Below are 13,068 nucleotides of genomic sequence, written 5' to 3'. Positions count from 1 at the left end.
ATTTAACGTTTTCTCAGTCCATCAGAGGTTCGATGATTTCAACAATCTTGGCTCGAGATAATTGTCCGGGTTGCTTATGAATTATTCGACCTTCTTGATTAAAAATAAGGCTAAAAGGAAGGATTCCGGCAGAATTTCCCCATTGTTGAGTCAAGATGATGCCTTGGTCGCCGGCGATTAGCATCGGATAATTGATGTCGATAAAGTCGAGATAATTTTTGACCGATTCTTTAGTTTCGATAGCGATGCCGATAAATTGCAAGCCACGGTCTTGGTATTCTTGCTGCAAGGCAACAAATTCGGGGATTTCTTCGCGGCAAGGAGGGCACCAGGTTGCCCAAAAGTTGACGATGGTGATTTTACCTCGCCATTCGGATAGGCTGCGTTCGTTGCCGTTCAAATCGGGTAGTCGGTAATCCGGCAGTTCCATGGTTTCACTATGCGTTTCAGGCTGTGTTTTGTTTTGTAGCCAAATTCCGCCGGCTAAAGCGACAGCAGCAGCGATAATAAGTACCGTGGTTTGTTTCATAAATCAACTTGCCGTAGTATGTTTAAAAAAGCGTTGGCATCCTGATAGCCTATCACGCGTAAATGTTTTTTTTCGGTTAGGTCGGCACCGAAAAATAAAGTGGCCGGAGGTCCGACTAAGTTAAATTTTTTCAGCAAGGCTTGATGTTCAAAATTGTTTTCCGTGACGTCCGCCTTCAATAAAACGAAGCGATTCAGTTCTTGTTTGACTTCAGGGTGCATAAAAGTATACGCCTCCATTTCCTTACATGAGACACACCAGTCGGCATAAAAGTCGAGCATGACCGGTTGATTGTTGCGGGCTGCCGTTTCTATACGGTTTTCAAGCTCCTGTAGCGAGGCGACTTTTACAAAGGGCAGGGGGCTTTCGGCCTCGGCTGTGCTTGCTAAACTCAGTCCCTGTAAAGGTTTTAGCGGGTTATGGTTGCCCATGCCTAAGCCGATCAATAACAGGACGCCGTAAGTCAGCATCACGACTCCGGCACCTTTCCAAAGCTTTTTCCAACCGCCTGCATTTTCGCTCAACGGGTCGATCGCTTTCAGGTAAATGGCCGGTATGATCAGTAATAAGGCCCATAGGAACATCGTGATATCGGGTGGCAAAATACGGTCCAGCATCCATAAGGCGACAGCTAGCATAATCACGCCGAAGACCGCTTTGGTTGCATTCAGCCATTGACCTGCCTTCGGTAATAGTTTTCCGGCCGATGCGCCGAGTATCAATAGCGGTACGCCCATACCGAACCCCATCGCGAATAATGCGATGCCGCCGAGCACTGCATCGCCGGTTTGGCCGATATAGATTAATGCGCCGGCCAACGGAGCCGCAACGCAGGGGCCTACGATCAAAGAAGATAGCGAGCCCATGATCGCCGCGCTCCAAAACGAACCGTCACGGTGTTTATCGCTGGATTTATGCAGTCGAGTTTGAATCGATGCGGGCATTTCTAGGTTGTAAAAGCCGAACATCGACAGCGACAACAATACGAAAATACCGCTAAATAGCGCGATAATCCAAGGTTGTTGAAAGGTCGTTTGTAGATTGCTGCCGAATAATGCTGCCAAGACACCGAAAACCGTGTAGGTCAATGCGGAGGCGGTGACGTAACTCAGTGATAAAAGAAAGGCGCGGCTAGTGGTTACCCTGTTGCGTTGACCGACGATGATGCCGGATAAAATCGGTATCATCGGAAAAATACAAGGTGTGAAAGACAGTAACAACCCGAAGCCGAAAAAGGACAGTAATGTTAGCCAGAGCGTGTTTTGATGCAAAGATTGTACGATGCGGTCTTGTTCGGATTGCGGTTGGTCGATCCGAGTGCTTGTAAAGGAATTAATCGGCGTCGATACCGATGCGGTCATCGGTAGAACCAATGGCGTGCTTTGCGCCATCGGAGGATAGCATACGCCTCGATCCGCGCAGCCTTGAAATCGTGCTTGAAGGATAATATTTTGTTGATCCGCTTGATAGCGGTTAATCGGCAGGTCGAAGCTTAGGTCATTACGGAAGATTTCAACGTCGCCGAATTCCTCATCGTGGTAGGGTGTGCCTCTGGGCAAAGTGAAGTTGCCGATTTTTACTTTTTCGGAATCTAGGATATCGAATTGAAATTTGTCGCGATATAGATAATAGCCTTCCGCAATTTGCCAATTGACGGTCAACGTATTCGGGTCCTTGACCGAAGCGAAAAAGCGGAAGGCTTGTTCCGCCGGAAGCAATTCATCCTGGAACAGATTTAGCTTTAAGTCGCTCAGGCCCTGAACTAAGCCGAAAATCGAGCCGGTTTTCGCGGAAGTATCTTGAGGCGGTAGGTCTACCGTCAGTGCGGTCTTTTGAGGAGGATAACAAATGCCGATATCGGCGCAACCCTGATGTTTAACCGTCAATTGTAAAGTATTAAGCGCATTGTCTAGCTTGATGAACGGTACTTCAACGGTGAGTTCGTTTCGATAAATGACCATGTCGCCGAAAAACTCGTCATGCTTGGTTTTTCCTGGAGGATAAGTGATATCGTCGAGTGTAATCCGTTCTGACCGGCTTTCAATGCCCAATTTATCACGGTATAAATAGTAGCCGTCAGCGATCTGCCAGGTTAGAACGATTTCATTCTTTGCATTGGTCTTGGCAGTGAGTTTGAAAGCTTGTTCTTGCGGCAGTAAATCGCTTTCGCTGATGGCAAAGGCGGCTTGATGAAAAGTTGCAATCAGGCAAAGCAGTATTATTTTGATAGGCATGAATCGATCCATTTCAGATACTCAGGCAAAGCGTGTTCGACAGAGACCGCGACGATCTCGGGAAGTTCATAGGGATGCGCCTCTTGTATGCGCTGTTCCACTTGCGGGTAAATATCGCGTCGTGTCTTAACTAGCAACAGGCATTCCTGGTCCGTTTCGATTTGATCTTGCCAGCGATAAACGGAAGTCAATCCTGGAAAAATATTTGCGCAAGCGGCTAAATTTTCTCCGATTAATGTTTGAGCGATTGAGCTTGCCGTATTCTGATCCGGACAGGTGCAAAAGAGAATAATGTGATTCGACATAACGAGAGACTCGGTCAATTTGTTCTGGAGTTTCGGTTTTAAAATCCCTATATTGTACCGTTTAATTAGGGATAAGGTCTCGATGCGATTTTTCGCTGACCTTGGTTCATTAATCTTGAGCGGGTGAAAATGGGTTTATAACTTTCGTACTTTAAGTTTCGGTAGTGCCCAAGGACACCCGGTGCCGGATTTTGATCTTAGAGTAGGTATAATTGATTTAAAAGGGGAAACTTTCCGGGGTTATCTGTTTCCAATGTGAAGTTTGTTTAGGAATTTTAAATGAAAGTTTTTCAAGTTGTTTTTTTGTGTTTTTTGATCATTCCTTTTTTGGAGATTTATTTGCTGCTGACCATCGGCGGCTTGATCGGTGTCTTTCCGACGGTTTTTTTGGTGGTATTTACTGCCGTATTGGGTGCGGCTTTGTTAAGACAGCAAGGTTTTGCGACCTTAAGGCGTTTTCAAGATAATTTGAACCAGGGTGTCGTTCCCGCTTACGAAATGATCGAAGGACCTATATTGTTGGTTGGTGGAGCATTGTTATTGACTCCTGGGTTTTTTACCGATGTGCTTGGCTTTGCATGTCTAATTCCTCAGCTGCGCGGCAAAATTGCCCGTTATGTGATTGAGAATCATCTGATACAGGCTGGTAGCGCGGTTCATCCTGGTCAATCTAAAGATAATAATGTCTTGGAAGGCGAATATAAAAAGGAGGAATGACAGGGCTTTATGTTATTACCAGCTTAATCTACGTCCCTGTAGAATTTAAGCGCTTATTCGCTGCTTTCCGAGACCCCGCTAGTGCAAGTGTTCTTATTGAGTCCGGAATAAACAGGACACCAACCGAAAAAAGAGGTTCCGATCAATACGGTTCCTATCAGTAATAAAAAGATTTTTGCGGTAAATAAAGATATCAGTACCAATGCCGCGCCTCCGAACATGCGGTATTTTTTATCCTTATCGCCAAGATTGTGTTCGAATTTTATCATGCGTTTAAAATCGAAGCTCATTGTAAGTCCCCTCTGCTAATTAATGTTGGTTATTAAAGCCCGGTCCGGCCGTCATTATTGCTTTCCTTAAACGCGCATAGCTTATAGAAATGTTTCAACGATAACAAATGGATATTACTTCAATTATTAATCCTCTCAATGATGCTCAACGCGAGGCGGTATCGGCACCTTCCCGCGCAATGTTGGTTTTAGCCGGCGCCGGCAGCGGCAAGACTCGGGTCTTGGTGCATCGCATCGCCTGGCAGATTCAAGTCGAAGGCCATTCGCCGCATAGTATCTTGGCTGTCACCTTTACTAATAAAGCCGCAACGGAAATGCGCACCCGTGTAGAAGATCTGCTTAATATTTCGGCACGCTCGATGTGGATAGGTACCTTTCATGGGCTTGCGCATCGCCTGCTTAGGCGTCACGCAAAAGATGCCCAACTTCCCGAAACTTTTCAAGTCATGGATTCGGACGATCAGTTGCGACTGATCAAGCGCCTCTACAAAAACTTGAATTTGGACGAGGCCAAGTGGCCGCCTAAGCAAGCTCAATGGTATATCAACGGGCAAAAAGACGAGGGTATTAGGGCCAAGCACATGTCGGAAACCGGGGATTTTTTCCAGCGACAAATGCTGGCGATATATAAGGCTTATGAAGAAGTCTGTCAGCGCTCCGGTTTGGTCGATTTTGCCGAACTGTTGTTACGCGCGCATGAACTGCTGCGCGATAATCCCGAAATTCTGAGTTTTTATCAACAACGCTTCCGGCATGTGCATGTCGACGAATTTCAAGATACCAATACGATTCAATATGCTTGGTTACGTTTGTTGACGCAAGACCGCGATAATCTGTTCGTGGTCGGCGATGACGACCAATCCATTTACGGGTGGCGCGGCGCGAAAATTGAAAATATCTTCCGTTTTCAAAAACATTTTCCGAATCATAAAGTCGTCAAACTGGAACGAAACTACCGCTCGACCGGCCATATTCTGAAAGCGGCCAATCGGGTTATCGAGCATAACGAAGGGAGGATGGGCAAGGAACTTTGGACCGAAAGTGGCGACGGCGAACCGATTTCGGTCTATGCCGCGTTCAATGAGCAGGACGAGGCTTATTATGTCGTCGAGCGTATCCGGAAATGGGTCCATGAAGGCGGTTCGCGAAGCGATATTGCGATTCTTTACCGCTCCAATGCGCAATCGCGCCAGTTCGAGGAAAAGCTGATCGCGACCAGTATTCCGTATCGGGTCTACGGCGGCTTGCGCTTTTTCGATCGAGCCGAAATCAAGAATGCCTTGGCCTATTTGCGAGTCATGGCCAATCCCGATGACGATGCCTCTTTTGAACGCGTAATTAATACGCCGACGCGCGGTATCGGGGCTAAATCATTGGACGACATTCGGGTATTGGCGCGGGATAAGAATTTATCGCTTCGGCAGGCGGTTGAGTTTGCGATCGCGCAAAAATTGACGACGCCAAGGGCTGGGAATGCCATGTCCGGATTCATTGCTTTAGTTCGGAGTTTGGCCGAACAGACGCAAGGTTTACCGTTGTTCGAGCAAGTTAAGATCGTCGTCGAAAAGTCAGGTTTGATCGAGTTTTATAAAAAAGAAAAAGGCGATAAGGGCGAGGCCCGCGTCGAAAACTTGGAAGAATTGGTCAATGCCGCTCGACTGTACGAGTACGATCAGGATAACGAAGAAAGCCTGAGCGAACTGGATATGTTTTTGGCGCATGCGGCGCTCGAAGCCGGCGAAATGCAGAGCGATGCCGAGCAAGATTGCGTACAGCTAATGACTTTGCATGCTGCTAAGGGCTTGGAATTCAAGCGGGTGTTTTTGGTTGGTTTCGAGGAAGGTTTGTTTCCGTCGCAGCAATCGGTCGAGGATCCGGGGCGCTTGGAAGAAGAGCGCAGGCTATGTTATGTCGGCATGACCCGCGCAATGGAAAACTTGTGTTTGACCCATGCCGAGTCACGGCGTTTGTGGGGTCGCGAAACCTATCCGAAGCCTTCGCGCTTTTTGCGAGAAATTCCGACCGAAACGCTTCAGGAAGTCAGGATGCGCGCTCAGGTCAGCCGTCCGGTTTCATTCACCGGAAACATGGATAGTCATGAGCCGGGGACATACAAGTTAGGGCAGCGGGTCCGCCATGAAAAATTCGGCGAAGGTGTGGTGCTGCAAAGAGAAGGCAGCGGCGCACAGGAGCGCATTCAAATCAATTTCCAACAGGTCGGTATTAAATGGCTGATGTTGTCATATGCTAAGTTGGAAGAAGTAGGGGTTTCGTGATAAATAACGTCCAGGAACTATGAGCGTCGTTGAGGGTTCGGTAACTCGCTTGGCAGTACGCCGTGAATACGTCCGTGTAGGCTTGACGGCGGCTCTCCATGCCGCCGACACCTGCCAATCGAGTTACCGAACCCTCCGTAAAATAGGGAAGTTATTTACGACCAAATCCTAGGGGGGGTTAACACACATAGTAGTCCGGATGGAGCTTAGCGCAATCTGGGAAGTTCGGAGCTACGCCATTCTCGTATTCCGCTACGCTGCATACGGGCTACATGCTTTATAGTCGGGACCTCTTGTCGGTTAGGCACCGTGGAAAGGTTCGTGATGCGCGCCCTACGACCGCTGAAAATCTTGGAAACGGAGCGCTTTAGGCTATGCAGGGCAGAAAAATGCTCCCGCTGTCAATTGCCGACGATTTGGAGGCAGGAGGTAGAACAACGCAGAAGCAGTTGCCGAGAAGCAAAAATCTGTCCTGCCGCCAACATCCTCGCCAAGCATGTTCCATACCCTCAAATTGGGAATTGCTGGTCTAGTGAGGTTGTTTTGTTTAATTGTTGACTATGTAAAGGTCAGTATTCAAAGCAAAGCTACCATTATTTTGGGAAGGAATTTCGTGGGAACCCCGATATGTCGGGTTTTAACCGCGCTGGGCGTTAGTTATTCTGTTCTGGTTAATGGCAAAAATGCACTGTTTGTTAAGGTATTAGTACATTCAGATTTGCATGAGCACCAAGTGGCGTAATATTTGCTGTTAATAATTAAGTAAAAAGGTTATACCCATCGTAGATCAAAATGAAGTACGAAAGGTATATTTACGACCAAATCCTTACTTAGTTCAACCAAAAAAAGAATAACGATCATGATAATTAGTCTTAAGAAAGTCCTTTCATACCTACTGCTACTCACGACCTTCTCATTGGTGGCGTGTGACAAAGTCAGCGTCACACCTGAGGAAGCCCGAGAGATCGCCAAGGAAGCCTATATCTACGGCAATCCAGTGGTGGACAACTATCGCATTCAGTATGCCTACTTCGTGGACGAGCAGAGCCCCGAGTACAAGACGTCGTGGAACCAGATATTCAATATGGCACGGGTGTTCACATCGGACGACAAAGCGATCCAGACCGCCAATTCGGATACGCCTTATTCCTTCATCGGCATGGATCTGCGGACTGAGCCGTTGGTTCTCACCTTGCCTGTCATTGAGAAGGAGCGTTACTTCTCGGTGCAGTTCATCGACTGGTACACGCACAACTTCGCCTATGCCGGGAGTCGCACCACCGGCAATAACGGAACCGTACTTCTTGTTGCCGGGCCGGACTGGAAGAGTGAGGCCCCCGAGGGGATCACGAAGGTAATACGTTCGGAGACGCATTTCGTCTTTCTAGGGTACCGAACGCAGTTGTTCAACCCTGCTGATCTCGACAACGTGAAAAAAGTCCAGGCCGGCTACAAGGTCCAGACTCTCTCGGACTATCTGGGTAAGCCGGCACCCTCGCCAGCCCCGGAGATTGCATGGATGAAGCCGCTCTCGGTCGACGATCAAAAGACCTCGGTGGAGTTCTTCAATGTCCTGAACTTCGTCCTGGAGTTCTGCCCGACGGTGCCTTCCGAGATAGACCTCATGGCTCGCTTCGCGAAGATCGGCGTGGGAGCCGGCCAGCAGATTGATGTCGAATCCCTGTCACCCGAAATGAAGCAGGCGCTCGAGGACGGTATCGCCGATGGCTGGAAGGAGCTGGAAAATCTAGAGAAGACCGACATCGCTTCGGGCAAGGTGACCAGTGGCGACCTGTTCGGCTCCCGTGAATATCTTAAGAACAACTATCTTCATCGCTTTGCCGGTGCGGTACTCGGTATCTACGGTAACTCGAAAGACGAGGCGATCTATCCGCTCTACCGAGCGGATGCCGATGGTGAGCCCCTCGACGCGTCCAAGCATAACTACATCTTGCGATTTGAGCCGGGCCAATACCCCCCAGTCCATGCGTTCTGGTCGGTGACGATGTACAACTTGCCCGAGAGCCTGATGGTTGCAAATCCCATCGATCGCTATCTGATCAACTCGCCGATGCTCCCTGCTCTCAAGAAAGATGCAGACGGCGGTTTGACGATTTACATCCAAAAGGACTCCCCAGGCACGGAGAAGGAGGCCAACTGGTTGCCCGCGCCTGATGGACCGTTCTGGATTCCCATGCGAATCTACTGGCCAAAGCCCGAGGCCCTCGACGGCACATGGAAAGCCCCCTCGCTGACAAAGCTGTAATAAGCGATGGGAATGCATCATGGTTGCGATGTATCCAACAGTTGGACAAGACACAAGCACTCGGACAGTCAAAAGCTATGTTGCGCTTCGCTTTTGACTGTCGCTGATTTACGAAGTATAACTGCCGTTAGAATTATTACGTCCCATTTGCTGTACAAGTTTGAATTTTGAGCTTGTATACTCATCGTAGATCAAAATTCGGCACTGGGTGCCTGCCGTCAGAGAACGCCGTGAATACATCCATGCTGGTCCCTCACCTAGCGTTAGGTGAGGGATCGGACACCCCGGCGCCTCCTTAGGTACTGCCGAAATTTGAAGCGCGAAAGTTATAGATAATGAGGTTTACGTTTGCAAAGGGCTTGGACGCCTGTTGCGTTCAGCGATATTTTTCGGAATTTGGCGTAGATATTTGGGCATTGACTACAATAGTCTGTACAGGCACTCTTATAAGTCAATGCCCGAGCAGTTGGCATGTGTTGTAGACCGTTCGTGCGGAGCCAAGTCGAAGCATGAAGGGTCTACAACACTTTCACCAGTTCGGTAAAGCCTCAATGCTCTTTTTAGGTTTATGCTGTAAACAGCTATAAATTTTTTTAAATAACCACCAGGAGTGGCAAGTGAACAAATATATGCATATCGGCACGATACTCTTAGTTTCAGTACTAACCGGTTGTGCCACAAAATCCACCACCCAGTTTGAAGCCTTTCAATCGGCCGATTTGAACGAACTCGTAAAAATCGGTTCGATAGTGCAAAAAACCGATAGTTTTCTGGTTTTGAATGACTCGTCTTCGTCCATGCGTACTCGATATGAAGGAGTGGCTGATTTGAGAGGTACTAAATTCGATGTCGAGAAAAATCTGCTCAATCGTTTCAATATGTCGATCCCCGATATTTCATTGTCGTCGGCTCTAAGGAGCTTCGGTTTTGGACCTTGTCTCGACTGGGGTGCAACCAAGTTGAATCAGCCTCTGCAAACCTATTCTGCAAGTTCGTTCGATTCCTCAATCCGCTCTCTTGAATGCGCAGGAGGAGGAACACCATTGGCTAGCGCTGTTAACGCAAGCAAGCAAGACCTCACGTCGGCTCCCGGCAATATCGCAGTGATAGTATTCAGCGATGGCATGGATGAAGTTTCGCCGGTACCTGCTACCAAGGCTTTAAAAGCCAAGTATGGCGACAGACTTTGCGTCTACAGCGTTTGGGTGGGTAACAAAAAAGATGTTTCGGGTAAGAGAAATCTACTCAACATGACCAATATTGCAAAATGTGGCTTTAGCACACAGACCGAAGCGATTGCCACTCCCCAAGGCATGGCCGATTTCGTCAAGAGAGTGTTCTTTAAACCCGGAACACCCGAAGTGGTAGACAACGACGAAGATAAGGATGGCGTTGTCGATAGTAAAGATAAATGTCCCGGCACGCCAAGAGGTGCGATTGTCGACAAAGACGGTTGTTGGGCATTTCATGGACTGTTGTTCGACTTCGACAGCGACAAAGTCAAATCTCAGTATGATCCGATGATACAAAATGCCGTCAAAGTGATGAGGCTCAATCCGGAATTGACCGTCGAGATTCAAGGCCATACCGACAGCATCGGTTCGGACGACTACAACCAAAAATTGTCGGAGCGCCGAGCGAAGTCGGTTAAAAACGAACTCGTCAGACAAGGTATAGATAGCCGTCGCATGAGTGCCGTCGGTTTTGGCGAATCGCAGCCGGTTGCTTCGAATGAAACCGATGAAGGGCGAGCCTATAACCGCCGGGTGACCTATATCAGAACGGACAAATAACGAGAGAAAACCCATGATCTTGACCGTTCGCCCTTGGTTCGCTCGAAGGGGGAACGGTTTAGTGTAGTGATAAAGAGGAACGTAATGGGCATGGAATAAATCAGGGAATTATGGGTGCGAATTCATTCGCACTGTGCGGATAATTCCGTACCTACACCGGAATTCATCCGAACACTTGAGGAAGTTATTTTGTGAAAATCCTAAACTGCCGCTTTTATCAGAGGAGAGATTTTTGAGCAACTCTCTTTATCCTTCACTTTAACAAATCAATACCCGCGTCCGGCTCAATAGTTTGTCACGCCAAATCGGCCGCCCGGCAACGCTGGATGATATTCTCGATTCCGAATTGAATGAATTGGCAAACCTGGGGTTCGACTGGATTTACTATACCTTTCGCACTTCAAATTTCGGCAATACCAGAGGAGGCGTCGGGGTGTTCGACAAAGGCTTTGCCAGCATGGAGCTGGCATAGAGCCTACAGGGACGTATTTACGGCGCCCTTTGACGGACACCCCGGCGCCGAATTTTGATATACGATGAGTATACCTTAGCGTCTGGCAAACCGGGGCCCCAGGGCGCAAGGTCTCCCGTTCCAATCCGCAATGGCTCGCCGAATATCGAGAACTGTTACCGGATTTGCAGGAAGACGATATTTGTGGATCCGGATTTGCAATAACGGCTTATGTTTCCGATATTCGAGTAGGGGATGAAGATGCATTGATACGCCTGCGCGACCGTCTTCATGACCGAGGTTTAAAATTAATGCTGGATTTTGTGCCCAATCATACCGCTCCGGATCATCCTTGGGTAAAGGCATATCCGGAGTATTATGTTTCCGGCACGGAGGAACAACTTGCCGTCCAGCCGCAAAACTATATCAAATTGGACCTACCCCAAGACCTGAGTATTCTGGCTTACGGGCGCGATCCTTATTTTGACGGTTGGCCGGAACCTTGCAGCTCAATTACGGCAATCCTGACTTGCAGGCCGCCAAAGCAGAGGAATTGTTGAAAATTTCCCGGTGCTGCGACGGTTTGCGCTGTGACATGGCGATGCTGGTTTTACCTGAGATCTTTGAGCGGACCTGGGGCATCGCCGCTGAACCTTTTTGGCCTATGGCGATTCGCAAGGTGAGAGAGGAACATCCGGATTTTGTATTCATGGCGGAAGTCTACTGGGATTTGGAATGGACTCTGCAACAGCAAGGATTCGATTACACTTACGACAAGCTTCTTTACGACCGTTTACGTGAGCAACATGCGCGCCCGGTGCGGGAGCATTTCTGGGCTGATCTGGAATATCAGAAAAAATCCGCACGTTTTTTAGAGAATCATGATGAGCTTCGTGCCGCTACGGCTTTTTCCTCTCAGGTACATCAAGCCGCCGCAGTTTTAACCTACTTTTGTCCCGGTTTGCGTTTCTTTCACGAAGGTCAATTACAAGGATGGCAAAAGAAAATTTCCGTCCACCTCTGCCGAGGCCCTGAACAACCTTCCGATCAAGATTTTCAAGCGTTTTACCGTCGCTTACTCGAAACGATTCGACACTAATACTTTCACAAGAACGGAGACATAAGAGATGCAGAACGATAGCCACTCAATCACCACTAACGACTTTACACGGAAGGCCCTGGAAACATCTATTAAAATCGGTCTTGTGTTTCTGTTACTGGTCTGGTGTTTTAATATCGCCAAGCCTTTTATAAATCCTTTGGCCTGGGGAACCATTATCGCGGTAGCACTTTATCCGATGCATCTGAGACTATCGCAAATATGTGGTTCGAGGGAGAAACTGTCGGCTGGTTTCATTACAACCGTGCTTTTGCTGATTATTCTCGGACCGTGTGGAATTTTAGTGTCTATGCTTGGGAATGAGATGCAGGAACTTATCCAGAGGCTCCATCAAGAGACATTCAGACTGCCTCCGCTCAACGAAAAAGTGGCCAGCTGGCCGTTAATCGGAAAGCCAATCTTCGGCTTTTGGCAATATGCTTCAAATCATCTCGATGAGACGGTCAAGACCTATGCGCCGCAATTAAAGGAACTCGGCAAGTGGTTGTTTGCCTTGAGTGCAATGGCACTGACGGCAATCTTGCAATTGTTGGTGTCGGTTGTCATCAGTGGCTTGCTGCTTGTCAACGGCAAAGGCGGCCATCTGCTTGCTTTAAATATCGGGCGGCATATTGCCGGGCAAAAAGGCGAGGAATTGACAGGCTTATGTATCGCCACTATCCGCGGCGTGGCTCGTGGTGTCTTGGGCGTGGCATTGATCCAGGCTGTATTGGCCGGTATGGGGTTCTTTTTTGCCGGTTTGCCCGGAGCGGCCGTCCTGACAATCGTATGTCTGTTCCTTGCCATAGTCCAGTTGCCGACTTTTATTTTACTTTTTCCGAGTATTATCTATGTCTTTTCAACACATGAAACAATGACTGCAAGTTTGTTTGCGGTGTGGATGTTGGGAGTGGGGCTGTTGGATAATATACTGAAGCCGCTGTTGATGGGGCGTGGCCTGGATCTGCCGATGTCTGTCGTGTTCATTGGCGCTATAGGCGGCATGCTGTTTTCAGGAATTATCGGGCTATTCGTCGGCGCGGTTGTCCTGGCTGTGGGTTATAAATTATTTCTTTCCTGGTTGCAGGATTAGCGTTTGAAGACTTCC

12 protein-coding genes are annotated in these 13,068 nt (G+C 48.4%); 8 read left to right on the top strand and 4 right to left on the bottom strand.

Annotated features, from left to right (window positions below):
* Nucleotides 1–13 precede the first annotated feature (13 nt).
* From ACRJJO_RS05590 to cutA, 3 genes are read right to left on the bottom strand one after another with little or no spacing between them, the layout of a single operon-like run.
* Nucleotides 14–529: a TlpA family protein disulfide reductase gene (locus ACRJJO_RS05590; protein WP_431064905.1), complete on the bottom strand. Its 516-nt coding sequence runs from the start codon at nucleotides 527–529 to the stop codon at nucleotides 14–16.
* Nucleotides 526–2,763: a protein-disulfide reductase DsbD gene (locus ACRJJO_RS05585; protein WP_431064904.1), complete on the bottom strand. Its 2,238-nt coding sequence runs from the start codon at nucleotides 2,761–2,763 to the stop codon at nucleotides 526–528. The genes ACRJJO_RS05590 and ACRJJO_RS05585 overlap by 4 nt, the downstream gene beginning before the upstream one ends.
* Nucleotides 2,748–3,068 (bottom strand): divalent-cation tolerance protein CutA, encoded by a 321-nt coding sequence (gene cutA / locus ACRJJO_RS05580; protein WP_431064903.1) that lies wholly within the window; start codon nucleotides 3,066–3,068, stop codon nucleotides 2,748–2,750. Before cutA ends, ACRJJO_RS05585 begins: the two co-directional genes overlap by 16 nt.
* Nucleotides 3,069–3,347: 279 nt before the next feature.
* Here cutA and ACRJJO_RS05575 point away from each other — a divergent pair, with 279 nt between their 5' ends.
* Complete coding sequence (locus ACRJJO_RS05575) at nucleotides 3,348–3,785, top strand: FxsA family protein (protein WP_125219164.1); 438 nt, start codon at nucleotides 3,348–3,350, stop codon at nucleotides 3,783–3,785.
* A 53-nt stretch (nucleotides 3,786–3,838) separates the two neighbouring features.
* Here ACRJJO_RS05575 and ACRJJO_RS05570 read toward each other — a convergent pair whose 3' ends face one another.
* Entirely contained in the window at nucleotides 3,839–4,075 is a 237-nt protein-coding gene (locus tag ACRJJO_RS05570; RefSeq protein ID WP_125219165.1) for a YgaP family membrane protein, read from the bottom strand.
* Between the two features lie 107 nt (nucleotides 4,076–4,182).
* On the opposite strand from ACRJJO_RS05570, the gene uvrD reads away from it, so the two are divergent.
* The 7 genes from uvrD (at nucleotide 4,183) to ACRJJO_RS05535 (ending at nucleotide 13,053) form a co-directional block, all read left to right on the top strand.
* Nucleotides 4,183–6,351 (top strand): DNA helicase II, encoded by a 2,169-nt coding sequence (gene uvrD, locus ACRJJO_RS05565; RefSeq protein WP_431064902.1) that lies wholly within the window; start codon nucleotides 4,183–4,185, stop codon nucleotides 6,349–6,351.
* An 859-nt stretch (nucleotides 6,352–7,210) separates the two neighbouring features.
* Nucleotides 7,211–8,617, top strand: a complete 1,407-nt coding sequence (locus ACRJJO_RS05560; RefSeq protein ID WP_431064901.1) for a DUF1254 domain-containing protein — start codon at nucleotides 7,211–7,213, stop codon at nucleotides 8,615–8,617.
* A gap of 617 nt (nucleotides 8,618–9,234) precedes the next feature.
* Nucleotides 9,235–10,410, top strand: coding sequence for an OmpA family protein (locus ACRJJO_RS05555; RefSeq protein ID WP_431064900.1), 1,176 nt, complete (start codon nucleotides 9,235–9,237; stop codon nucleotides 10,408–10,410).
* A 292-nt stretch (nucleotides 10,411–10,702) separates the two neighbouring features.
* Nucleotides 10,703–10,882 (top strand): hypothetical protein, encoded by a 180-nt coding sequence (locus ACRJJO_RS05550; protein WP_431064899.1) that lies wholly within the window; start codon nucleotides 10,703–10,705, stop codon nucleotides 10,880–10,882.
* A 164-nt stretch (nucleotides 10,883–11,046) separates the two neighbouring features.
* Nucleotides 11,047–11,421 carry an alpha-amylase family glycosyl hydrolase gene (locus tag ACRJJO_RS05545; protein ID WP_431064898.1) on the top strand — a complete coding sequence of 125 codons (375 nt, stop codon included), beginning with the start codon at nucleotides 11,047–11,049 and terminating at the stop codon, nucleotides 11,419–11,421.
* Nucleotides 11,352–11,960: a hypothetical protein gene (locus ACRJJO_RS05540; RefSeq protein WP_431064897.1), complete on the top strand. Its 609-nt coding sequence runs from the start codon at nucleotides 11,352–11,354 to the stop codon at nucleotides 11,958–11,960. Before ACRJJO_RS05545 ends, ACRJJO_RS05540 begins: the two co-directional genes overlap by 70 nt.
* 28 nt (nucleotides 11,961–11,988) lie before the next feature.
* The gene (locus ACRJJO_RS05535) at nucleotides 11,989–13,053 is read left to right on the top strand and encodes an AI-2E family transporter (protein WP_431064896.1); all 1,065 of its coding nucleotides are present in this window, start codon (nucleotides 11,989–11,991) and stop codon (nucleotides 13,051–13,053) included.
* The last annotated feature ends 15 nt before the right edge of the window (nucleotides 13,054–13,068 follow it).

This window comes from Methylotuvimicrobium sp. (assembly GCF_050611805.1).
GTDB lineage: Bacteria > Pseudomonadota > Gammaproteobacteria > Methylococcales > Methylomonadaceae > Methylotuvimicrobium.
The sequence above is the reverse complement of the archived record's forward strand: the minus strand, read 5'-3'. Positions and strand labels throughout refer to the sequence as shown.